Origin of the sequence: Actinomadura rupiterrae (assembly GCF_024172125.1) — a bacterium.
In the GTDB taxonomy this organism is placed as follows: Bacteria; Actinomycetota; Actinomycetes; order Streptosporangiales; family Streptosporangiaceae; genus Spirillospora; species Spirillospora rupiterrae.
This window is the reverse complement of the sequence record NZ_JAMZEA010000016.1, coordinates 37457-59797: the sequence shown is the minus strand read 5'-3', so window position 1 is coordinate 59797 and position 22341 is coordinate 37457. Positions and strand designations below refer to the sequence as shown.

The window sequence follows — 22341 nt, the reverse complement described above, 5'->3', positions numbered from 1 at the left end:
AGGGTGACGTGGCGTCGCCGCACGTCCCATAGCGCGTCCTTGCCGCCCGACGCGGACGAGACCAAAACAGACGAACTGGCAGTTTTGGAAACGGACGAGGACCACGCCGCTAAGAGCAACAAGGCACGTCCTGAGTGGCGGTCGCTGAAGTTCATGGCGGCTGCCGTAGCGGCTCTGGTGCTGCTCTTCGGGGCGAGCCTGGCCGCTTTCCTGGCCCTGACCGGGCGGGTCGACGGAACGCACGGCATCGCGGGCGGAGCGGGGGCCCGCCCGACGATGCAGCCTTCCAACGGCCTGAACGGCGCAGGTGCGCTGGACGACACCGGGCACAACGACGCGACCCCGGTCTCGGCCACGTACCCACTCGGTGCCACGGGATCGGCCGCTCCGCCCACGGCGTTGCCGTCGCCTCCTGCGCCCGCGAGGGAGTACCAGCCCGGTGGGGACCAGAGCCCCGACGGACCCAATTCCGCCCTGTCCGCGTCCCCGCTCTACCTTGACCTGGCGGACGGCTCGGACGGACAGATCCAGCTGTACGCGGGCAACGAGCCCGTCTCGTGGCGCGCGCGGGTGAACGGTCCTGTGCGCCTCTCCGCGTCGTCGGGGAACCTTGCGCCAGGGCAGAGCACCACGATCGACGTTCACGTCTCCCGCGCGCCCAGCGACCAGGGCGAAGCCGTCATCGAGTTCGTCCCAGGTGGGCCGTGCGTCCACGTCACTTGGCGCAGCGCCCCTTCATCACCGCCCGGCCAAGGGCAGGGGCCTGGAACGCCGCCCACCGGCCCGCCGCCTACGGGACCCGGCTCTTCCACCCCGCCATCCACCCCGCCATCCTCTCCGCCGTCTACGCCGCCATCCGAACCGCCGTCTACGACGACGCCTCCACCATCGACGTCCACCCCGCCGACTACGCCACCGTCGAGCCCGCCACCGTCCTCGCCCTCGCCGCCGCCCTCGTCCCCCTCGACGAGTAGCGAACCGCCGCCGCCGCAGACGTCGTCCTCCCGCAGCATCCCGGCCGAGACGGATTCCAGTTCGCCGCCTGTCACGGGCCGTTGAGGACGGGTGCCATGGGCGAGACCGTGCTGGCGTTCCGACCGGAAGCCCGCGTGAACCCGCAGCCGGTTCCGGAGGAACTCGCGCGCCTGGTGAGGGAGGTCCAGCGCGTCCCCTGGCCGCTGTGGACCGAGCCGGCCACCAGAACGCGCCGCGAGGTCGCCGAGCTTTGCCGCCTGCAAACGGCCCGCGGCCTGACCGTCCTCGCGCTGCTCGCCCTGGGCGGGCGCGAGGGGCCGGGAAACCACCCACCTGCTACGGACACGCCGCGAACCGCCGAGACACGCCGAGTTCAGGTCGATCCGGACGTTGCGGAGGCCGGTGATCACCTGTGGCGCTGGCTGACGGCGACGAACCGCCTCGCCGGGCCACGCCAGCAGTGGATGTACGGCGTCGTGGACCGCATGCCCGGCGCCGTCCGGGAACTCGCCGTGGCCAACTGGACGTGGGCGTTGGGGACGTCCCACGGCGGCCAGGTCACGTCCGCGTTCCTTGCGGGCGGAGCCTATCCGGACGACGGCTACTCCGCCGCACACGCGACCGTTGCGCTGCTGAGGTTGTGGGAGCGGCGACCTGAGAGCCGTCCGCAGATCGCCGCCGCGTGGGCCGCGACTCGTACGCCCGCGGACTGGTGCAAGGCCGCCGAACTGAGCGCGGCCTACGGCGCACCGGTCCCGATCTTCAGCTACCCGCGTGGAGCGCTGCCCGACCGCACGTCCGTCCGCCCTTGGGCGGCCCGTCTGTTCGGCCTGGAGGGCCCGCACCGCTGCGCCTGATGAGTGGATGCGCGCCGGGGCCAGCGAGGGGCCGGATCGCTGCGCCTGATGGGGAGGGCGATACGGCGGTGACGGAAGTTCATATCGAGCCCGAAGGCAATTACTGTAAGTAGCTGCTCTTCGCTCAGTGTGAATTCCGCCAGGGGAGGACCGTGTTTCCCTCGATGTGTACCCTGACGCCCCGACGATGCGCGAGTCCCGCGACGTCCAGTAGCACGTCGGTCTCCCGCGAGGCGGCACTGCGGTTCGCCGCCCTCTCCACCGGAATCGCGATCGGCACCGGAATCGCGGTCGGCCTCACCGCGGCCCCTGCGTCGGCCTATGCCGCCCCTGTGTCCGCCCAGTTCGCGCGTACCGTCCATAAGCCGCCCCCTGGTCCCCGCGACATGGCGAAGAGCAAGGAAGACGTCCAGAAGAGGGCCGAAGCGGTCGGACGCGCCAAAGCGCAGCTCGCGCAGGCGGACGGCGAGCTGGAGCGTCTGGCCGTGGCCGCCGAGGCGGCCGTGGAGCGCTACAACGGCGAACGGGTCAAGCTGGAGCGTTCGCAGCAGGAGTACCAGGCGGCGCAGAAGCGCATGGCCGACGCCCAGCAGCGCTATACCGACACGCAACGGCAACTGGCGTCCTTCGCCGCCGACGCGTACCGGCAGAACACAGGCTCCTCGCCATGGGCCGCCGTCATCGCGGGTGAGGGCGGACCGCAGGGCTTTCTGGACCGGGCCGGCATGGTCGAGGTCCTCGCGCGCGAGCGCACCGAGGTCATCAAGCGGGTCGAGGCGTCCAGGAACGTCGCGGACGTGTTCCGGCGCGAGGCCAAGCGGGCGTTCCAGGACCAGCAGACCGCTACCAAGCAGGCCGAGCAGGCGAAGGGCGACGCGCAGCGGATCCTGGAGCAGCAGAAGGCCGTCGTCGTGCGCATCAACGCCCAGAAGCAGCGGCTAGAGCAGAGCCTAGGCGTGGCTCGTGCGCGCGCGTCCGAACTCGCTCAGACGGCCGAAGAGGCCAAAGAGCGCCAGGGCTACTCCGGCCTCGCGGCCGGATCCGGGCTAGGGGCCCGCGTCGTACGCGCCGCGCTCAAGTGGGTGGGGACGCCCTACTCGTGGGGTGGGGGAAGCTTCAGCGGCCCCAGCTACGGCATCGAGCAGGGGACCAACACGTTCGGTTTCGACTGCTCGGGACTGGCGCTCTATGCGTGGGATAAGGCGGGCGTCCGCCTGGACCACTGGACGGGCACCCAGTGGACGTCCGGCCCGCATGTCCCCCTGGACCGGCTCAGGGCGGGGGACCTGGTCTTCTTCGCCAAGAACAAGTCCGACCCGGACACCATCCACCACGTGGGGATCTACATCGGCCGGGGGCGCATGGTCGAGGCGCCCTACACCGGGTCCAACGTGCGGATCTCCTCCATCTGGCGCGGAGATCTGATCGGCGCCACCCGGCCTGCCGGATGACGCCGTGACCACGCGGAACGGGGACGGCAGCGGCCGTCCCCGGCGGTCAGTGACCGCCCAGATCGGCGAACCGCTTGCGGGAGCGCTCGACCTCGACCTCGGCCTCGACACGGCCGACCCAGTTCGCGCCCTCGACGGACTTGCCGGGCTCCAGGTCCTTGTAGACCTCGAAGAAGTGCTGGATCTCCAGGCGGTCGAACTCCGGCACGTGGTGGATGTCGCGCAGGTGCTCCATCCGCGGGTCGGTCGACGGGACGCACAGCACCTTGTCGTCGCCGCCCGCCTCGTCGGTCATCCGGAACATGCCCACCGCGCGGCACTTGATCAGGCAGCCGGGGAAGGTCGGCTCCTGGAGGATGACCAGCGCGTCGAGCGGGTCGCCGTCCTCGCCCAGGGTGTCCTCGATGAAGCCGTAGTCGGCCGGGTACTGCGTCGAGGTGAACAGCATGCGGTCGAGCCGGATGCGGCCCGACTCGTGGTCCACCTCGTACTTGTTCCGGCTGCCCCGCGGAATCTCGATGGTGACGTCGAATTCCAAGATGTCCTCCGCTTTCCGCGTGGTCGCGGTCATAGTCTGTACATGCCGTGGCGGCGCAGGCCGTACGGCCGGGTTTCCCCTGCTTCGCACGCCCGACCCCTGGCGGGTGGGCGGCGAGGATCGCTGCCCCTTATATCGTGGCGCGCGTCCTCACGCGCGGGCGAGGACGCAACTATAAGGATGTCGCACGTTGGTGAGTGCTGAGTTGGCGAGGGGCGTCCCGGTCGTGGCACGTGCTCGGACGCTCGCCTTGGGCACACTGGCCCTGCTCAATGTTTTCGCAGTGATAGCCGCCCTTGCAGTGGTGAAACTCACACCTGCCAGGCACCTTTCGCCGCAGCCCCCTTCGGTCGCCGCGCACGAGCCGGTGCCGACCTCGGCCGGACTGGCCGCGGCCGACCCGCTGGCGGCGCGGGCCCCGAACCCGGCGACGCTCGCCGCGCGGCTGTCGGCGGTGCTGAACCAGCCCGGTCCGAAGATCAACGCCGTGGTGATCGACGCGGTGACGCGGCGCCCGCTGTTCGCGCAGCGCGCCGACAAGGCCGCCACACCGGCGTCCACCACCAAGCTCGCCACGTCCGTGGCCGCGCTCGCCGCGCTGGGGCCGCAGCACCGCATCACTACGCGGACGGTCCGCGGCGCTGACGGAAGCGTCGTTCTCGTAGGCGGCGGCGACCCCACCCTTACGGCGCAGCCGCAGAAGCCGGGGACGAGCCGTCCCACCTATGCGTCGCTGGTGGACCTGGCCAGGCAGACCGCCGGCTCCCTCACGCGCGCGGGGGTGCGGCAGGTACGGGTCGACTATGACGCGTCCGCTTACCAGGGATCGCGCATAGCCCCTGGTTGGAAGCCCAATTACATCCCCGACGGCGAGATCGCGCCTATGACGGCCCTGACCGTCGATGAAGGACGCATCGGAGGCCCCGGCGCGCACGCGCAGCCGCGCGTTCCCGATCCGCCGGTCGCGGCCGTCCAGACGTTCGCGAAGCTGCTGGGCCGTTTCGGCATCTCGGCAAAGGCGGGACGGCGCAACTCCGCCGGTGCGGGGACGCAGCAGCTCGGGGCGGTCCAGTCGCCTCCGATCTCCGCGCTCATCGAGCACGCCATGACCGAGAGCGACAACGACGTGGCCGAGGCCATGGCCAGGCAGGTCGCCATCAAGAAGGGCCTGCCGCCGAGCTTCGAGGGCGGCGCGCGCGCCGTCCGCGAGACGCTCGCGGGCCTCGGCATCACCGATGGCGTGGACGTCTCGGACGGCAGCGGCCTCTCCACCCGCAACCAGATCACGCCGCTCGCGCTCGCGCGCCTGGCCGCGCTCGCCGCGTCCCCGCAGCGTCCGGACCTGCGCGCGGCCATCACCGGCATGCCGGTGGCCGGGTTCACCGGGACGCTCGCCCCGCCCCGGTACACCACTCCTGCGAGCGCGGGGGGAGCGGGCGTGATCCGCGCCAAGACCGGCACCCTGTCCGGGGTCAACACCCTCGCGGGCCTCGCCACCGACGCGGACGGGCGCCTGCTCGCGTTCGCCTTCATGGCCGGTGACGGCAAGACGTCCGTGGACCCGGGCAAGCTCGACCAGCTCGCCGCCGTCCTCGCCGGCTGCGGCTGCTGACCCGCGTCCCCCGCACGCGCGCGAAGGCGGGGCCGCGTGCGAGATCGCCTCGCGCATATGCGCTCGTGGGGTGGGGAGATAACCAGAACGGCTGTTCGTTGAACGGACGTGCAGGGCGCTCCGGCGCCGGATCGCGAACGTACGGTGGGTGGACATGAGCGCCTCAATGATCGACTGGAACGTCGCGGTGCAGACCGGGACCCGGCTCGTCCGGCCCGGGCCCCAGGTGGAGCCCGCCGAGGCCCGCGAGGTGGTGACCCAGCTGCGCGAGCTGTCCCGCATCGCGCACGGGCACGTGAAGGACTTCACGGGCCTCCCCATCGAATCCGACCCCGCCCCCGCGACGATCGTGGACCGCCCCGGCTGGATCAGGACGAACGTGGACGGGTTCCGGGTCGTCCTGGAGCCGTTGATGGAGCGCATGGCCGAGCAGCGCGGACCGGGGCTGCTGAGCGGCGGCCCTGGCGGAACCGTTGTGCAGGCCGTCGGTTCGCGTGTGACGGGCATGCAGGTAGGCGCGATCCTGGCGTACATGGCGGGACGGGTGCTCGGCCAATACGAACTGTTCCTGCCGCCGGACCCTTCGGGCGAAGCCCCTACGGGACGGCTCACCTTGGTCGCGCCCAACATCGTCTCCGTTGAGCAAGAGCTGGACGTTGACAAGCGCGACTTCCGCCTGTGGGTGTGCCTACACGAGGAGACCCACCGCGCCCAGTTCACCGGCGTTCCTTGGCTCCGCTCATACGTGCAGGACCAGATGACCGAGTTCCTGCTCGCGTCCGACCTCGACCCCGGCGCCATGCTGGACCGCCTGCGGGACGCCGCCGAAGCCGTCGCGGACGCCGTGCGCGGGGGCGAGGGCAACCTCATCGACGCGATCCAGACACCGGGCCAGCGCGCGATCCTCGACCGGCTCACGGCCGTGATGACGCTGGTCGAAGGGCACGGCGACTACGTGATGGACGCGGTCGGGCCCGAGGTCGTGCCGTCCGTCCGGCAGATCCGCGACCGGTTCCAGGGCCGCCGCGAGGGCGGCTCCCGCCTGGACCGGACGATCCGGCGCCTGCTCGGCATCGACCTGAAGATGAAGCAGTACGCGGAGGGCTCCCGGTTCGTCCGGAGGGTCGTGACCGAGGTCGGTATGGCCCAGTTCAACCGTGTCTGGGAGTCGCCGGAGACGCTCCCGACGCACGCCGAGATCAAGGAGCCGGCCCTGTGGATGAACCGCGTCCTCGACCCGCCCGCGGTGGACGCGCCGCCGCCCGAGGCCAGCGAGGCCTGACACCCGCGCGAGGCTTGCCTCGTGCGCGCGCGGACGCGACTCGTGCGCGTGCGGGCGCGAAGGGGCTGGTCAGCGTGCGTGGAGGCCCGTCCAGCCTGATCGGCGGGCGCGGGAACGTCCGAGGGGCGTGGTACTGGTTGGCGCATGGGGCCTGATCCGGCGGTGGCGGCGGTGCGGCTGGCGGTGCGGCGTGCGCTCGCCGGCCTGCCGCCGGGTGCGATGACACTGGTCGCGTGCAGTGGCGGAGCCGATTCGCTCGCGCTCGCGGCCGCGCTCGCGTTCGAGGCTCCGCGGTCGGGCCGTCCGGCGGGCGGGGTGACGGTGGACCACGGCCTCCAGGACGCCTCGCACGAGCATGCCGAGCGGGTCGTCCGGACGATGGCGACGCTCGGGCTCGACCCGGCGGGCTCGGTAGCGGTCAGCGTCGGAACCGAAGGCGGGCCCGAGAACGCAGCGCGCGTGGCCCGGTACGAGGCGCTCGACCGGACGGCGCGGCGGCTGCGCGCGGGCGCGGTCCTGCTCGGCCATACGCGCGACGACCAGGCCGAAACCGTCCTGCTCGGGCTCGCGCGCGGGTCCGGGGCGCGCTCGTTGGCGGGCATGCCGTCTTCATTCGTGCGGAGTGATGTTCGCTACGAACGGCCGCTGCTCGACCTGGATCGTGCCACGACCCGTCGCGCCTGCGAGGCGCTCGGCCTGGAACCCTGGGACGACCCGCACAACGACGACCCGTCCTACACGCGCGTGCGCGTCCGGCGAGAGGCCCTGCCGACGCTGGAACGCGCCCTCGGCCCCGGTGTCGCCGAGGCCCTGGCGCGCACGGCCCGCCTCCTCCGGGACGACGCGGACGCGCTCGACGCCCTCGCCGACGACGCCCTCGCGCGCGCCCGCGAAACAGCCCGCGAACCAGGAGACACCCCTCCGGACGATGAGGCGGGGCTCGCGGTCGACGTGCTCGAAGGGCTTCCCCGGGCCGTCCGCACCCGTGTCCTGCGGACCGCGGCGATCGAGGCGGGCAGTCCAGCGGGTACGCTCGCGGCCGTCCACGTCGACGACGTGGACCGGCTGGTCACGGGGTGGCGCGGGCAGCGGCACGTGGACCTCCCCGGGGGCATCCGCGCGTACCGGCGGTGTGGCAGGCTGCTGTTCGGCCGGGAATGACGCCGCGGCGTACGCGAATCGGCACGCTGAGTGCCGGATCGCTCGTCCTGGAACGCTCCCGACCGGCACGCCGCAACAACCGGACATACGCACGCACGCTGACCGTCTCGACGAGGGTGGGGTAGTGGACGAGAAGGACCTGGGCGCCGACCTTTCCAAGGTGCTGATCCCGGAGGACGTCCTCCAGGCCAAGGTCAGGGAGCTGGCCGCGCAGATCGACGCCGACTACGCGGGCAAGGACCTGCTGCTCGTGGGCGTGCTCAAGGGCGCGGTCATGATCATGGCCGACCTCGCGCGCGCGCTGCACACGCCGGCGTCGATGGACTGGATGGCGGTCTCGTCCTACGGGTCGGGCACCAAGTCGTCCGGTGTGGTGCGGATCCTCAAGGACCTCGACACCGACATCCTCGACCGGCACGTGCTGATCGTCGAGGACATCATCGACTCCGGGCTGACGCTGTCCTGGCTGATCAGCAACCTGCGCTCGCGCGGGCCCGCGTCCCTGGAGATCTGCGCGCTGCTGCGCAAGCCGGAGGCGGTCCGCACCGAGATCGACTGCCGCTACCTCGGTTTCGACATCCCGAACGAGTTCGTGGTCGGGTACGGGCTGGACTACGCGGAGAAGTACCGCAACCTGCCGTTCGTGGGCACGCTGGCCCCGCACGTGTACGGCGGCGCCGCGGAATGACCCGCGCCGCCGAATGAGGCGCCTCGCGGGGGCACCGGACGGGAACGAGCCGCCGCCGCGAGGATCCGGGACGGGAAAGAGGCGCCTCCGCGGGGGTCTGGAACAACGGGCCCGCGCGGAACGTTGCAAACTCTGGTGACGGGTATATCGAATGGATCAGGGGATCGGCGCTGGCTGCGTCCCCTGTGTTCCGCGGTGTACCGTCAGTGTCCCGGGCCTTCGGGCATGGGAGAGTTCTGAGGTGGCCGCACCGGCGGGTCTCGCTTCCGCGAGGCGCCCGCCCGGCTCGGAGCCGGTTCGCGAGGGCGCCCGTCCCCGCGGGGACGGGCGAGGATCGCAATGTCAGGAGGGACGGGGCCCGGAGGGGTTACCGGATAAATGGACGTGAAGCGCTATTTTCGCGGGCCGCTGCTGTGGATCCTGCTGTTCTGCCTCTTGGTCGCCCTGGTCATGTGGGGCGTCAACCCCGGCCGCTCCTTTGAGAAGGTCGACACCTCCAAGGTGGTCCAGGAGATCAACGCGGGGCAGGTGAAGTCCGCCAAGATCATTGACAAGGACCAGCGGATCGAGGTCACCCTCAAGGACGGTGACAAGCGCCAGCAGGCCTCCTGGGTCGACGGCCAGGGCCTGCAGCTGCAGAACATGCTGCAGAAGCAGTCCGACGCCGGCTCGCTGAGCGGCGGCTACACCGTCGACGTCCCCAAGCAGAGCTTCATCCTGAACCTGCTGTTCAGCCTGCTGCCCATCGTGGTCATCGTGCTGATCTTCCTGTTCATCATGAACCAGATGCAGGGCGGCGGCAGCCGGGTGATGAACTTCGGCAAGTCCAAGGCGAAGCTGATCACCAAGGACACGCCGAAGACCACGTTCGCGGACGTCGCCGGGGCCGACGAGGCCCTGGAGGAACTCACCGAGATCAAGGACTTCCTGCAGAACCCGGCCAAGTTCCAGGCCATCGGCGCCAAGATTCCCAAGGGCGTGCTGCTGTTCGGCCCGCCCGGCACCGGCAAGACGCTCCTCGCGCGCGCGGTCGCGGGCGAGGCGGGCGTGCCGTTCTACTCGATCTCCGGTTCGGACTTCGTCGAGATGTTCGTCGGCGTGGGCGCCTCGCGCGTCCGCGACCTGTTCGAGCAGGCCAAGGCGAACGCCCCGTCCATCATCTTCATCGACGAGATCGACGCCGTCGGCCGGCACCGCGGCGCGGGCCTCGGCGGCGGCCACGACGAGCGCGAGCAGACGCTGAACCAGCTGCTCGTGGAGATGGACGGCTTCGACGTCAAGGGCGGCGTGATCCTGATCGCCGCGACGAACCGGCCCGACATCCTCGACCCGGCGCTGCTGCGTCCGGGCCGCTTCGACCGCCAGGTCACCGTCGACCGCCCCGACCTGGAGGGCCGCAAGGGCATCCTGCGCGTGCACGGGCGCGGCAAGCCGTTCGCGCCGGACGTCGACCTCGACGTCATCGCCCGGCGCACCCCCGGCTTCACCGGCGCCGACCTGGCCAACGTCATCAACGAGGCCGCGCTGCTCACCGCGCGCTTCGACCGCAAGCTGATCGACATGGAGACGCTTGAGGAGTCGATCGACCGCGTGATGGCCGGGCCCGAGCGCAAGACGCGGGTCATGTCGGAGAAGGAGAAGAAGGTCATCGCCTACCACGAGGGCGGTCACGCGCTCGTGGCGCACGCGCTGCCGAACGCCGACCCCGTGCACAAGGTGACGATCCTCCCGCGCGGGCGCGCGCTCGGCTACACGATGACCCTGCCGATGGAGGACAAGTTCCTCAGCACCCGGTCGGAGATGACCGACCAGCTGGCGATGCTGCTGGGCGGCCGGACGGCCGAGGAGCTGGTGTTCCACGAGCCGACCACCGGCGCGGCCAACGACATCGAGAAGGCCACCTCGATCGCGCGCAACATGGTGACCGAGTACGGCATGAGCGAGCGCCTCGGCGCGCGCAAGTTCGGCACCGGGCAGGGCGAGGTCTTCCTCGGCCGCGACGTGGGCCACGAGCGCGACTACTCCGAGGACATCGCGTCCGCGATCGACGACGAGGTGCGCCGGTACATCGAGACCGCGCACGACACCGCCTGGGAGATCCTGGTCGAGTACCGGGACGTCCTGGACGACCTGGTCGTCAACCTCATGGAGAAGGAGACCCTCTCCAAGGACGAGGTGCTCCGCATCTTCGCGCCGATCACCAAGCGGCCGCTGCAGAACTCCTACACCGGCTACGGCAAGCGCCTCCCGTCGGACCGCCCGCCCGTGCTGACGCCCAAGGAGCTCGCGCTCATGGGCCCGCAGGACGTGCCGAACGACCTGGTGCAGAACAACGGGCAGGGTTCCGGCGACACCGCGGCGCAGCCGTCCGACCCGTCCCAGGGCGAGAGCTGATCGCCTTGGCCGACGAGCAGCTCCAGGCCGGGTCCTCCACCAACGGCGACCTCGCGTCGCCGCTGGAGGAGGGCCTGGCCGACCGCGCGACCGGCTTCGACGACGCCCGTATCGAGCGGGCCGTCCGCGAGATCCTGTTCGCGATCGGGGAGGACCCCGACCGCGACGGCCTCCGCGACACCCCCGCCCGCGTCGCGCGCGCGTACGCCGAGCAGTTCGCGGGCCTCCGGCAGAAGCCGGAGGAGGCGCTGAACAAGGTGTTCGAGGCCGACCACGACGAGATGGTCCTGGTCAAGGACATCGAGGTCTACTCGACCTGCGAGCACCACCTGGTGCCGTTCCACGGCCTCGCGCACGTGGGGTACACCCCGAACAAGTCCGGGCAGATCACGGGGCTGTCGAAGCTGGCCCGGCTGGTGGACGTGTACGCGCGCCGCCCGCAGGTCCAGGAGCGCCTGACCAGCCAGGTGGCGGACGCGATCGTCGACATCCTCGACCCGCGCGGCGTCATCGTGGTGATCGAGGCCGAGCACCTGTGCATGACCATGCGCGGCGTCCGCAAGCCCGGCGCGAAGACGGTCACCTCGGCCGTCCGCGGCGACTTCCGCGAGTACGCCCAGACCCGCTCCGAGGCGATGAGCCTCATCCTCGGCCGCCCGGCCTGACCGACGCCCCGCCGCCTGGCCTGACCGACGCCCAGCCGCCCGGCTTGACCGACGCCCTGCCGCCTGGCGGCCCGGCTCCCGGGCACCCGGCCTGAGCGGCACCTGTCGGGCTGTTGCGGGGCTCTGGTTTCCTGCGATGAGCGCCCGGTGTCCCCTGGGACGCCGGGCGCTCGCGGGTTATCCACAGGTTGGGACGGAGGTCGGGGAGTGTCCGGAGGAGGGCATAGGGTTGGGGTCATGAACGGTGCCGTCGTTCCGGGGTTGCCCGAGCCAGGGCGATGCCTCGTCATGGGTGTGGTGAACGTCACACCCGACTCGTTCTCGGACGGCGGTGACTGGTTCGACGCCGACAAGGCGGTCCGGCACGGGCTGGAGCTGGTCGCCGAGGGCGCGGACGTCGTCGACGTGGGGGGCGAGTCCACCCGGCCCGGGGCGCAGCGCGTGTCGGGCGAGGAGGAGCTGCGCCGGGTCGTCCCGGTGATCACCGCGCTCGCCGCGGCGGGTGTCCCGGTGAGCGTCGACACCATGCGCGCCGAGGTCGCCGAGGCCGCGGTCGAGGCCGGCGCGCTGCTGGTCAACGACGTCAGCGGCGGCCTCGCCGACCCCGCGATGACCCGCCTGGTCGCGCAGGCGCGGGTCCCGTACGTGGTGATGCACTGGCGCGGGCACAGCGCCGACATGAACGACCGCGCCGTCTACGGCGACGTGGTGGGCGAGGTCCGCGAGGAGCTGCTGCGCCGGGTCGACGCGGTGCTCGCCGAGGGTGTCGACCCGTCCATGATCGTGCTCGACCCGGGGCTCGGGTTCGCCAAGGACGCCGAGCACGACTGGGCGCTGCTCGCGCATATGGACGCGCTCGTCGGCACCGGCTACCCCGTGCTGTTCGGCGCGTCCCGCAAGCGCTTCGTGGGCCGCGCGCTCGCCGCGCCCGACGGCACCCCGCGCCCCGTCCGCGAGCGCGACGACGCCACGGTCGCGATCACGGCCCTCGCGGCCGCCGCGGGCGCCTGGTGCATCCGCGTCCACCGCGTCCGCGCCAACGCCGACGCCGTCCGCATGGCCGCCGCCCTCGCCGCCCACGCGGACGGTTCGGGAGTGGTCGGGTGAGTGGGGACGTGCGGGACGTGAAGGCGGTCGAGGAAGTCCACGCCGAGTTCTACCAGGCGTTCGAGGTCGGCGATCTCGACCAGATGTCGCGGGTGTGGGCCGAGGGTAAGCACGCCGACGCGCTGGTGTGCGTCCACCCGGGCTGGCCGATGCTCCGCGGGCGCGAGGAAGTGCTGCGCTCGTGGGCGCTGATCATGGCCAACACCTCCTACATCCAGTTCGTCCTGACGGACGTGGAGATCGACGTTTACGGCGACCAAGCCGTGGTGACGTGCAAGGAGAACGTCCTCACCGCCGACGAGGACACCGAGACCGGGTTCCTCGCCGGGGGGAGCATCGTCGCCAGCAAGGTGTTCATCCGCGACGGCGCGGACTGGCGCCTGCTGCTCCACCACGGTTCACCCATCCTGAGCACCGCAGAGGAAGAATGAGCCTGGACCGGATCGAACTGCGCGGGCTGCGCGCCCGCGGCCGGCACGGATGCCTGCCCGCCGAGCGCGAGCTGGGGCAGGAGTTCGTGGTGGACGTCGCGCTGGGGCTGGACACCCGCCCCGCCGCCGAGGGCGACGACCTCTCGCGTACCGTCGACTACGGATCACTCGCGAGCAGGTTGGTCGCCGTGGTGGAAGGGGAGCCCGTCAACCTGATCGAAACGCTCGCCGACCGGCTCGCGAAGATCTGTCTGGAAGACCCGAACGTCACGGAGGCCGACGTCACCGTGCACAAACCCGCCGCTCCGGTGCCGCATCCCTTCACGGACGTCGCCGTGAGGATCAGGAGGAGTCGCCCATGACAGCGTCCGACCACAAGCCGGACCACATGCCCGACCGGACCGCCACGGGCGGCCACATGCTCATGTCGCACCGCGTGGTGTTCTCGCTCGGCAGCAACCTCGGCGACCGGCTCGACAACATCCAGGAGGCCGTCGACGCGCTGTTCGACGCCCCCGGCCTGGACTACGTGGCGCTCTCCCCGGTGTACGAGACCGCGCCGTTCGCTCCGCCCGGCGAGGAGCTCCCCGAGCAGGGCGACTACCTGAACATCGTGCTGGTGGCCGACACGAGGCTCCCTCCGGAGAACCTGCTGGAGCGGGTGCTGAACATCGAGAACTCGATGCGCCGCGTCCGCGAGGTCCGGTGGGGCCCGCGCACCCTGGACATCGACATCGTGATCTTCGGGGACGTCGAGATGGACGACCCCGACCTCACCCTCCCGCACCCGCGCGCGCACGAGCGGGCGTTCGTGCTGGTGCCGTGGGCCGACATCGAGCCGGACGTGCTGCTGTCCGGGCACGGCCGGGTCGGCGACCTCGCCGCCGAGGCGATGCGCGCCGGCGGGCCGGACGCCTGCCGCCGCCGCGACGACCTGACCCTGCAGCCGCCTGCATGAGACCGTCCCGTCCCGGTGTGCTCACCATCCTGGTGGTCGTCCCCGCGGCGATCACCTGGGTGGTGCTGCGCGCCACCTACCTCTCGCTGCCGCCGCTGCCCTGGACGGCGGTCCCGACGCTGCTGCTGCTCGCCCTCGGCGAGGCGTTCACCGGCGTCAACCTGTTCCGCCGCATCCGCCGCAAGCCCGGCAGCAGCCTGAAGCCGGTCGAGCCGATCGTCGCCACCCGGATGGCCGCGCTCGGCAAGGCCAGCGCGCACTCGGCCGCCGTCCTCGCGGGCGTCTTCGCCGGGTTCGCCCTCAGCCTCAGCGACAACCTGGACAAGTCCACCCCGCGGGCGGACTTCTTTGTCAGCGGCGGCACCTTCCTCGCCGCGCTCGTCCTGGTCGGCGCGGCCTACTTCCTCGAATACGCCTGCCGCGTCCCCAAGGACCCGGACGAGGAGCACCGCCACCGAGGCGCCTCCCGCGCCTGAACGCGACGTCCCGGTTCGCGGGTTACTTGTCGATGTCGCCGACGACGAAGAACATCGAGCCGAGGATGGCGATCATGTCGGCGACCAGGGTGCCCGGCAGGAGCTCGGCGAGCACCTGGATGTTGTTGAACGAGGCGGAGCGCAGCTTCATCCGCCACGGCGTCTTCTCGCCGCGCGAGACCAGGAAGTAGCCGTTGAGGCCCAGCGGGTTCTCGGTCCAGGCGTAGGTGTGGCCCTCGGGGACCTTGAGGACCTTCGGCAGGCGCTGGTTGATCGGGCCCGGCGGGAGGTCGGCGAGGCGGTCGAGGCACGCGTCGGCGAGGTCGAGCGAGGCGTAGGCCTGGTCGAGCAGGCACTCGAAGCGGGCGAGGCAGTCGCCCTCGGCGCGGGTCACGACGCGGACGGGCAGGTCGCCGTAGGCGAGGTACGGCTCGTCCCGGCGCAGGTCGAAGTCGACGCCGGAGGCGCGCGCGATCGGCCCGGACACCCCGTACTGGAGGATCTGCTCGCGGGTCAGCGTCCCGACGCCGCGGGTCCGGGCGCGGAAGATCTCGTTCCCCATGATCAGGTCGGCGAGGTCGGACATCCGCGCGCGGACGTCGGCGACGGCCGCGCGGGCCCGGCCCGTCCACCCGGCGGGAAGCTCGTCCTTCAGGCCGCCGACGCGGTTGAACATGTAGTGCATGCGGCCGCCGGAGACCTCCTCCATGACGCGCTGGAGCGTCTCGCGCTCGCGGAACGCGTAGAAGATCGGCGTGATCGCGCCGACTTCGAGGGGGTAGGAGCCGAGGAACATCAGGTGGTTGAGGACGCGGTTGAGCTCGGCGAGCAGCGTCCGCGCCCAGACCGCGCGCTCGGGCACCTCCATGCCGAGCATCCGCTCGACCGCGAGCACGACGCCGAGCTCGGACGAGAACGCCGACAGCCAGTCGTGCCGGTTCGCCAGCACGATGATCTGCCGGAAGTCGCGGACCTCGAACAGCTTCTCCGCGCCGCGGTGCATGTACCCGACGACCGGCTCGGCGGCGACGATGCGCTCGCCGTCCAGGGTGAGCCGGAGCCGGAGCACCCCGTGCGTGGACGGGTGCTGCGGGCCGATGTTGAGGATCATGTCCTCGGTGGCCAGCTCCTTGGCGCCCGCCCCGATCCCGACGATCCTCTGCGTGGTCACGCCCTCATCGTGCCACGCCGCCCGCCCGCGTGCCGGACCCGATCCGGCCGGGAGGGCGCAGCGGGCGCGGCCGGGGCTCGCGGCAGGCCCGTCCTTTCCGGTTGACTAGGGGGTAATGAACCCAAGTCACCGCGAAGACCCGACATCCGGCGAAACGGCCGGTCCGCGCGACGTGCCGCCGCCCGGCGCCGGGTCCGCCGTGCCGCCCGGTCCGGACGCGGCGTCCTCGGCAGGTGCGCGGAACGGGCACAATGTGATGCCCGCGCGGAATGCGCACGATGTACCGTCCGGTCCGCCGGACGCGCCGCTCGTGCCGTCCGCGCGGCAGGAGCAGGGCGCTCCGTCCGTCCCGCCCGGGCAGTACGGGCAGGCCGGAGGGGGCGCGTTCAGCGGAGGGCTTCCCCGGGATGGGCGGCCTTCGAATGGTGCCGGAGGTGCCGCGTTGTATCCGGTGGCGGAACAGCAGGAGGGCGCGGGCGGCTACCCGGCCGCGGACGCCTTCGAGCCGGGCGGGGGCCTGGGGTGGTCCCGGATCTCCCCGCGCTACCCCTGGCACCGGCGGATCGTCGCGCTGCTGCGCGCGGTCGCGGCCGGCGCGGTCGGGGCGTTCCTGCTCTGGCGCGGCGGCGGGACGGTCGCCGCGGTGGTGTGGGTCGCCGCCGTACTCACCGTGCTCGTCGCGTCCTGGGTCGTGGTCGAGTTCGCCTACCACGCGCACGGTTACGCCGAGCGCGAGGACGACCTGATCGTCACGAGCGGCGTGTTCTCGCGCCGCCTGGTCGTCGTCCCCTACGGCCGGATGCAGTTCGTGGACGTCTCGGCGGGCCTGCTGGACCGCTGGATGGGCATCGCGACCGTCCGGCTGCACACGGCCGCCGCCGCGACCGACGCCGAGATCCCCGGCCTGCCCGCCGCCGAGGCCGCCCTGCTCCGCGACCGGCTCGCCCGCAAGGGCGAGGAACGGAGCATGGGCCTGTGACCGGACCCCAGGGCCAGCCCCCCAACCCCCAGCCCCCCAACGGCACCCCCCAGCCGCCGAACGGGGACGTCCAGCCTCCCCAAGGCGATCCGCAGCCGCCGAACGGAAACGCCCACGTCCCGCACAGCGGCCCTCAGCACCCGCATAACGGCCCGCAGCCTCCGCACAGCGCCCCCCAGCACCCGCACAGCGGTCCGCAGCCTCCGCATAGTGGCCCCCAGCACCCGCATAGCGGCCCTCAAGGGGCGTTGCCGCCGCGTGGCCCGCAGGGGCCCTATGGGACGCAGGGGGTGCCGCAGCAGGGGCAGTTCGCGCCGCCGGACGGACGGCCTCGGCCCACGTTCATCCCTGCATACGGCGCGCAGCCGCAAATGCCCTACGGCCCCCCGCGGCCCGGTTTCGGCGCGCCGCCTATGTATCCCGGTGCGATGTACCCGCCGCAGCGTCCGCCCTATGGGCCGCCGCACGTTTACCCGGGGCGTCCGCCGTTCCCGATGCCGCCCTATGGATACGCGCCGCCTCCGCCTCCGCCGCCTGTGCGGTTCTCGGTAGGGACGCACCGGTTGCACTGGGCGACCGCGCCGCTGCGCGCGTTCGTCATCATGGTGATCTACTTCGTCCTGCTCGGGTTCCCGCTGCTCATGACGCGGACGCGGAGCGGCGCGGGGCTGGAGCTCAGCCCGGAGGTGCTGCTCCGGTTCCTGATCCTGTCGATCGTCGCGGGTGTCGCCGCGGTGGCGGCGGGGCTCTGGGGCTGGCTGGCGCTGCGGTTCTGGGTGGAGGGGGACGACCTGGTCGTCCAGAACGGGCTGCTGAGGCGGCGCGTGCGGCGCATCCCGCTGTCCCGGATCCAGGCGATCGACGTGGTGCGCCCGCTGGTCACCCGGGTGTTCTCGCTCGCCGAGGTGCGGGTGGAGCTGGCGGGCGGCGAGCACAGCGAGATCGCGTTCCGGTACCTCGGCCGGCGCGCCGCGCAGGACCTGCGGGCCGAGCTGCTCGCGCTCGCCGCCGGGCTGCCCGGCCACACGCCGGAGGCCCCGGAGCGGCCGGTCTACCGGGTGCCGTTCGGCACGCTGCTGGCCGGGCTGATGCTCCGTTTGCCGGTGATCGGGACCTTCCTGCTGTTCATCTTCTCGCTGGTGTTCCTCATCGCCTTCCAGGAGGCGGCGATGTTCGCGGTGGCGCTTCCGGCGCTGCTGGGCCTGATCCGCGCGGTGATCGCGCCGATGGTGATGTACGCGAACTTCACGGTCGCGGTGTCGCCGGACGGCATCCGGCTGCGGTACGGGCTGCTGGAGACGCGGATGCAGACCGTCCCGCCCGGGCGCGTCCAGGCGGTCGGCGTGGTCGAGCCGTCCATCTGGCGCGGTCTCGGCTGGGCGCGGTTGGACGTCACGGTCGCGGGCTACGCGGGCGAGCGGCAGGCGCTCTCGTCCACGCTCCTTCCGGCCGCGCCCAGGGCGGTGGCCGTGCAGCTCGTCTCGCTCGTCTTCCCTGGGACGAGCGTCGACGCCGTTCCGCTGCTCCCCGCGTCCGCGCGAGGGATGACCGTGGACCGGGCGGACGGCGCGGGCACCGACAACGTCATCTTCGTCGCTCGGCACGGCTGGCTGTGCCGCCGGACGGACGTCATCGCTCATGCGCGCGCGCAGAGCGTCCGCCTGACGGTGAACCCGGTCCAGCGGCTGCTCAAGCTCGCGACCGTGCACGTGGACGCGCCTCCCGGCCTCGTCCAGGTGGCCGCCGCCGACCGCGAGCTGGGCGAGGCGCGCGCGATCGTCGAGTCGACCGCGCAGCGCGCCCGCAGCGCCCGCGCGACGTCCGGCGACACCACGCACTGGGCCACCCGGCGGACTCCGGCCTCCTGACCTGGCATGACGGCACGGGACGTACAGTGCCTGGGTGACCGAGACGTCCTATGACCCGTGGTCGGCGGAGTTCGTCGCCGATCCGTACCCGGTGTTCGAGCGGCTGCGGACCGAGCGGCCCGTGTTCTACGACGAGGCGACCGGCCAGTGGGTCGTCAGCCGGTACGCGGACGTGGACGCGCTGCTGCGCGACCGCCGCCTCGGGCGCTCCTACCTGCATGTAGGGACGCACGAGGAGTTCGGCCAGCAGGCCGAGCCGGACTTCCTGAAGCCGTTCTGGGACCTCGTCCGCGCCGGGATGCTGGACGTCGAGCCGCCCACGCACACCCGGCTGCGGCGCCTGGTGTCCAAGGCGTTCACGGCCCGGATGGTCGAGGGCCTGCGGCCGATGATCCGCGGGCTGGCCGAGGAGCTGGCCGCCGGCCTGGCCGCGCGCGGCGGCGGCGACCTGCTCGCCGAGCTGGCCGAGCCGCTGCCGGTGAACGTGATCGCCGAGATGCTCGGCGTCCCGGCCGAGGACCGCGGGCTGCTGCGGCCCTGGTCGGCGGACATCTGCGGGATGTACGAGCTGAACCCGCCGGACGAGGTGCAGCGCAGGGCCGTCCAGGCGGCGAACGAGTTCTCCGACTACCTGCGCGGCCTCGCGCGGGCGCGCGCCGCCGAACCGCGCGACGACCTGATCTCGGCCCTCGCGCGCGTCGCCGACGAAGGCGACCGCCTGACCGAGGACGAGCTGATCGGCACCTGCGTCCTGCTGCTGAACGCCGGGCACGAGGCGACGGTGAACGCGACCGGAAACGGCTGGTGGGCGCTGTTCCGCAACCCCGGCGAGCTGGCGCGGCTCCGGGCCGAGCCCGCGCTCGCGCCGACCGCCGTCGAGGAGCTGATGCGCTACGACGGTCCCGCGCCGATGTTCGAGCGCTGGGTGCTGGAGGACGTCGAGATCGCCGGAGTCACCATCCCGCGCGGGCAGGAGGTCGCCCTCCAGTTCGCGTCGGCGAACCGCGATCCGGAGGTCTTCGACGCCCCGGATACGCTCGACCTCGGCCGCGACCCCAACCCGCACATCAGCTTCGGCCTCGGCATCCACTACTGCCTCGGCGCGCCGCTCGCGCGCATCGAGATGGCCGAGTCGCTCGGCGCGGTCCTGCGCGCGGCCCCGACGCTGAAGCTGAAGGACGAGCCGCGCTGGAAGCCCGGCTACATCCTGCGCGGCCTCGAATCCCTCAACGTCGAAATCTGAGCCAGCCGTCGAGCCCCAGCCGTCGAGCCCCAGCCGTCGAGCCCCGGCCGCCGAGCTAGGCGGACGGCTTGATCTTGGCGAGGGAGGGCGGGAGCGCCATGCCGACGGTCTGGGCGAGCCACCCGAATCCGCCCAGGCCGGACGCGTCCAGGAGCTCGGCCTCCTCGCCGGCGGTGCGGAGGCCGACGAGGTAGGCGCGCGGGTCGCGGTGGGCGAGGTCCACGGGCGGGCGCGCGCCTGTGAGGCCCAGAGCGCGCAGCGCGTCCCGCTGGGTGGTCAGGAGCGACGCGCTCGCGCCCGCGCGTTCTCCGGCGACCGTGCAGGCGTCCAGGGCCACGTGCGCGGTGATGTCGCACGAGCCGTCCGGGACGGGCAGGACCGTGGAGCCGTCGCGGTACCCCGTGAGCGTCCCGTAGGGCGGACGGGCTCCTCGTGCGTGCGCGTAGTCGACGGCCACCGCGAGCCCCGCGTGCAGGCGTTCGATGACCGACGCCCATGCCATGCAGCGCGGATGGCCGATCTCGGCGCGGTCGCCCGGCTCGGTCAGCGGCCACCACGCGTCGATCCAGTCGAGGTCGTCCGCGGACGGCACCGAGCCGTGCCGTTCCAGCCCGGACGACGGGCAGACCTCGACGAGCCGCGGCCCGCCGTCGGTCTGCTCCACGACGTCCAGCGGGATGTTGTCGAGCCACTCGTTCGCGATGACGAGCCCGGTGATGGTCTCGGGCACCGCGGAACGCCAGTCGATCTCGTCCGGAAGGCCGTCCGGACGCGGCGCGACCTCGACCGCGATCGGCCGCAGCCGTCCGGCCAGGCCGGGACCGGTGTGCGCGAGCAGGTGCCGCAGGACGCCGGCGCAGCCCGCGCCGATGTCCACCACGTCCAGCCGGGCGGGGCGGCCGAGCGCCTCGTCCACCTCGCCGAGCAGCCGGGCCAGCGCGGCCGCGAACCGGGACGACGCGCTCACCGAGGTGCGGAAGTGCTCGGCGGGCCGCTCGCCGCGCCGGTAGAAGCCGTCCTCGCCGTAGAGCGCCTGCTCCATCGCGGTCCGCCAGGGAGCCCAGGTCAACGCCACCACCCTCCGACGTTACCGCGCTCCGCGGCGCCCCCGGAGCGGTCACGGGCGCGCCCGCGCGGCGTGCGTCCGCCCGGCTCGCGAGCCGCCCACCGGGACGGGCCGAGGGCGCCGCGCCCCGGACGCGGAGCGGGCGCCGGCGCGCTACCTCCGGCTGACAGCGTGTCCGACCTCGGATTGATTCCAGGCTGACCAGGGGATACGTACGCTGGCGGCATGGTGGTCAGGCTGTGGGAGTGGTGGCGGGCCCGGCGGACGCTGGTGGACGCCGCGTTCCTCGTTCCGCTGGCGTTCCTGGAGTTCGTCTCCGCCCCGGCCGTGCTGCACGACCCGATCCACAGCTACAACCTGACCCTCACGGGCTACCTGCTGCTCTCGACCGCGCTCCTGGTCCCCATGGTGTGGCGGCGGCGCTGGCCGCGGGTGACGTTCGCGGCGGTCGCGCTGGTCAGCTTCGTCCAGTGGACGATGCACACGCAGATGCTCATCGGCAACACGACCGTCCTCATGGGCCTGTACACGGTCACGGCGTACTGCTCGTTCCGGTGGAGTCTGGCGGCGCTGGCCGTCACCGAGCTCGGCGTCGTCCTGGAGACCTACCGGGAGTGGGGCGGCGCGCTGGACAAGATGCGCGGGCCGCTGGTCGCGTTCACCGCGATCAGCCTCGGCGTCTGGGTGCTCGGCCTGCACATGCGCACCCGCCGCGCCTACCTGCGCCAGCTGGAGGAGCGCGCGGACCGGCTGGAGCACGAGCGGGACGCCGAGATCCAGCTGGCCCGCAACGCCGAGCGCGCCCGGATCGCCCGCGAGATGCACGACGTCGTCGCGCACAACGTCAGCGTGATCGTCGTCCAGGCGGACGGCGCGGCCTACGCGATCGAGACCGATCCCGGCCGCGCCCGGCAGGCGCTGGAGACGATCTCCACGACCGGGCGGACGGCGCTGGCCGAGATGCGCCGGCTGCTCGGCGTCCTGCGCGAGGAGTCCGCGGCCGGGGCGTACGCGCCGCAGCCCGGCCTCGCCCAGCTGGACGACCTGGTCGAGCAGGTCCGGGCGGCCGGGCTCCCGGTCACGCTGGAGCGCACCGGGAGGCCGGCCGAGGTGTCCGAGGGGCGCGCGCTGGCGGTCTACCGGATCGTCCAGGAGGCGCTCACCAACACGCTCAAGCACGGCGGCCCGCGCGCCTCGGCGACGGTGACGCTGCACTACGGTGACGACGAGATGACCGTCGCGGTGGTGGACGACGGGCGCGGCGCGGCCGCCCCCGACGACGGCCACGGGCACGGCCTGGTCGGGATGCGCGAGCGCGCCGCGGTCTACGGCGGCGTGGTCGAGGCCGCGCCGCGCGACGGCGGCGGCTTCGCGGTGACCGCGCGCATCCCGGTCCGCGAGGAGGCCCGAACATGACCC

General features: G+C 72.3%; 21 protein-coding genes. 18 read left to right on the top strand and 3 right to left on the bottom strand.

From position 1 onward, the window contains the following. Nucleotides 1-704 precede the first annotated feature (704 nt). From FHU30_RS40765 to FHU30_RS40755, 3 genes are all read left to right on the top strand, one after another. The gene (locus FHU30_RS40765) at nt 705-974 is read left to right on the top strand and encodes a hypothetical protein (protein ID WP_253883073.1); all 270 of its coding nucleotides are present in this window, start codon (nt 705-707) and stop codon (nt 972-974) included. A gap of 96 nt (nt 975-1070) precedes the next feature. Further along, nucleotides 1071-1832: a hypothetical protein gene (locus tag FHU30_RS40760; RefSeq protein WP_253883072.1), complete on the top strand. Its 762-nt coding sequence runs from the start codon at nt 1071-1073 to the stop codon at nt 1830-1832. A gap of 386 nt (nt 1833-2218) precedes the next feature. Next, nucleotides 2219-3283 (top strand): C40 family peptidase, encoded by a 1065-nt coding sequence (locus FHU30_RS40755; protein WP_253883071.1) that lies wholly within the window; start codon nt 2219-2221, stop codon nt 3281-3283. Between the two features lie 46 nt (nt 3284-3329). On the opposite strand, the gene FHU30_RS40750 is transcribed toward FHU30_RS40755, so the two are convergent. Then, nucleotides 3330-3821, bottom strand: a complete 492-nt coding sequence (locus FHU30_RS40750; RefSeq protein ID WP_117361624.1) for an inorganic diphosphatase — start codon at nt 3819-3821, stop codon at nt 3330-3332. A gap of 304 nt (nt 3822-4125) precedes the next feature. Between FHU30_RS40750 and dacB the strand changes: the two genes are divergently transcribed. The 11 genes from dacB (at nt 4126) to FHU30_RS40695 (ending at nt 14595) form a co-directional block, all read left to right on the top strand. Then, on the top strand, nt 4126-5433 hold the full coding sequence (dacB, locus tag FHU30_RS40745; RefSeq protein WP_253883070.1) for a D-alanyl-D-alanine carboxypeptidase/D-alanyl-D-alanine endopeptidase: 1308 nt from the start codon (nt 4126-4128) through the stop codon (nt 5431-5433). A 166-nt stretch (nt 5434-5599) separates the two neighbouring features. After that, the gene (locus FHU30_RS40740) at nt 5600-6715 is read left to right on the top strand and encodes an Rv3626c family coenzyme F420 biosynthesis-associated protein (protein WP_253883244.1); all 1116 of its coding nucleotides are present in this window, start codon (nt 5600-5602) and stop codon (nt 6713-6715) included. Between the two features lie 144 nt (nt 6716-6859). Beyond that, nucleotides 6860-7876 carry a tRNA lysidine(34) synthetase TilS gene (tilS, locus tag FHU30_RS40735; protein WP_253883069.1) on the top strand — a complete coding sequence of 339 codons (1017 nt, stop codon included), beginning with the start codon at nt 6860-6862 and terminating at the stop codon, nt 7874-7876. A 124-nt stretch (nt 7877-8000) separates the two neighbouring features. After that, nucleotides 8001-8564, top strand: coding sequence for a hypoxanthine phosphoribosyltransferase (gene hpt / locus FHU30_RS40730; RefSeq protein WP_253883068.1), 564 nt, complete (start codon nt 8001-8003; stop codon nt 8562-8564). Between the two features lie 378 nt (nt 8565-8942). Next, nucleotides 8943-10958, top strand: coding sequence for an ATP-dependent zinc metalloprotease FtsH (gene ftsH / locus FHU30_RS40725; RefSeq protein ID WP_253883067.1), 2016 nt, complete (start codon nt 8943-8945; stop codon nt 10956-10958). Between the two features lie 62 nt (nt 10959-11020). Next, entirely contained in the window at nt 11021-11623 is a 603-nt protein-coding gene (gene folE / locus FHU30_RS40720) for a GTP cyclohydrolase I FolE (RefSeq protein WP_253883243.1), read from the top strand. Nucleotides 11624-11860: 237 nt separating this feature from the next. Next, nucleotides 11861-12730 (top strand): dihydropteroate synthase, encoded by an 870-nt coding sequence (gene folP / locus FHU30_RS40715; protein ID WP_443612901.1) that lies wholly within the window; start codon nt 11861-11863, stop codon nt 12728-12730. Continuing rightward, a complete protein-coding gene (locus FHU30_RS40710; RefSeq protein WP_253883066.1) occupies nt 12727-13161 on the top strand; it encodes a nuclear transport factor 2 family protein in 435 nt (144 codons plus the stop codon). The genes folP and FHU30_RS40710 overlap by 4 nt, the downstream gene beginning before the upstream one ends. Then, nucleotides 13158-13523 (top strand): dihydroneopterin aldolase, encoded by a 366-nt coding sequence (gene folB, locus FHU30_RS40705; RefSeq protein WP_253883065.1) that lies wholly within the window; start codon nt 13158-13160, stop codon nt 13521-13523. The genes FHU30_RS40710 and folB overlap by 4 nt, the downstream gene beginning before the upstream one ends. Next, the gene (gene folK / locus FHU30_RS40700; protein ID WP_253883064.1) at nt 13520-14119 is read left to right on the top strand and encodes a 2-amino-4-hydroxy-6-hydroxymethyldihydropteridine diphosphokinase; all 600 of its coding nucleotides are present in this window, start codon (nt 13520-13522) and stop codon (nt 14117-14119) included. Before folB ends, folK begins: the two co-directional genes overlap by 4 nt. A gap of 17 nt (nt 14120-14136) precedes the next feature. Beyond that, the gene (locus FHU30_RS40695) at nt 14137-14595 is read left to right on the top strand and encodes a DUF3180 domain-containing protein (RefSeq protein ID WP_308211488.1); all 459 of its coding nucleotides are present in this window, start codon (nt 14137-14139) and stop codon (nt 14593-14595) included. A gap of 22 nt (nt 14596-14617) precedes the next feature. Here the strand turns inward: FHU30_RS40695 and FHU30_RS40690 are convergent, their stop codons facing one another. After that, entirely contained in the window at nt 14618-15766 is a 1149-nt protein-coding gene (locus FHU30_RS40690) for an NADH-quinone oxidoreductase subunit D (RefSeq protein ID WP_253883062.1), read from the bottom strand. Between the two features lie 451 nt (nt 15767-16217). Here FHU30_RS40690 and FHU30_RS40685 point away from each other — a divergent pair, with 451 nt between their 5' ends. From FHU30_RS40685 to FHU30_RS40675, 3 genes are all read left to right on the top strand, one after another. Next, nucleotides 16218-16745: a PH domain-containing protein gene (locus FHU30_RS40685; RefSeq protein ID WP_253883061.1), complete on the top strand. Its 528-nt coding sequence runs from the start codon at nt 16218-16220 to the stop codon at nt 16743-16745. A 563-nt stretch (nt 16746-17308) separates the two neighbouring features. Next, nucleotides 17309-18613, top strand: a complete 1305-nt coding sequence (locus FHU30_RS40680; protein ID WP_253883060.1) for a PH domain-containing protein — start codon at nt 17309-17311, stop codon at nt 18611-18613. A gap of 34 nt (nt 18614-18647) precedes the next feature. Next, nucleotides 18648-19856, top strand: a complete 1209-nt coding sequence (locus FHU30_RS40675; protein WP_253883059.1) for a cytochrome P450 — start codon at nt 18648-18650, stop codon at nt 19854-19856. Between the two features lie 55 nt (nt 19857-19911). On the opposite strand, the gene FHU30_RS40670 is transcribed toward FHU30_RS40675, so the two are convergent. Next, nucleotides 19912-20925: an SAM-dependent methyltransferase gene (locus tag FHU30_RS40670; protein ID WP_308211487.1), complete on the bottom strand. Its 1014-nt coding sequence runs from the start codon at nt 20923-20925 to the stop codon at nt 19912-19914. A 222-nt stretch (nt 20926-21147) separates the two neighbouring features. Here FHU30_RS40670 and FHU30_RS40665 point away from each other — a divergent pair, with 222 nt between their 5' ends. Continuing rightward, entirely contained in the window at nt 21148-22338 is a 1191-nt protein-coding gene (locus FHU30_RS40665; protein ID WP_253883058.1) for a sensor histidine kinase, read from the top strand. Nucleotides 22339-22341: the final 3 nt, after the last annotated feature.

Bases quoted from the DNA above. Each gene is read 5' to 3' on its own strand.
- FHU30_RS40760 (WP_253883072.1), top strand. From the start codon at position 1,071: ATGGGCGAGACCGTGCTGGCGTTCCGACCGGAAGCCCGCGTGAACCCG.
- FHU30_RS40755 (WP_253883071.1), top strand. From the start codon at position 2,219: ATGGCGAAGAGCAAGGAAGACGTCCAGAAGAGGGCCGAAGCGGTCGGA.
- FHU30_RS40740 (WP_253883244.1), top strand. From the start codon at position 5,600: ATGATCGACTGGAACGTCGCGGTGCAGACCGGGACCCGGCTCGTCCGG.
- tilS (WP_253883069.1), top strand. From the start codon at position 6,860: ATGGGGCCTGATCCGGCGGTGGCGGCGGTGCGGCTGGCGGTGCGGCGT.
- ftsH (WP_253883067.1), top strand. From the start codon at position 8,943: ATGGACGTGAAGCGCTATTTTCGCGGGCCGCTGCTGTGGATCCTGCTG.
- folP (WP_443612901.1), top strand. From the start codon at position 11,861: ATGAACGGTGCCGTCGTTCCGGGGTTGCCCGAGCCAGGGCGATGCCTC.
- folB (WP_253883065.1), top strand. From the start codon at position 13,158: ATGAGCCTGGACCGGATCGAACTGCGCGGGCTGCGCGCCCGCGGCCGG.
- folK (WP_253883064.1), top strand. From the start codon at position 13,520: ATGACAGCGTCCGACCACAAGCCGGACCACATGCCCGACCGGACCGCC.
- FHU30_RS40665 (WP_253883058.1), top strand. From the start codon at position 21,148: ATGGTGGTCAGGCTGTGGGAGTGGTGGCGGGCCCGGCGGACGCTGGTG.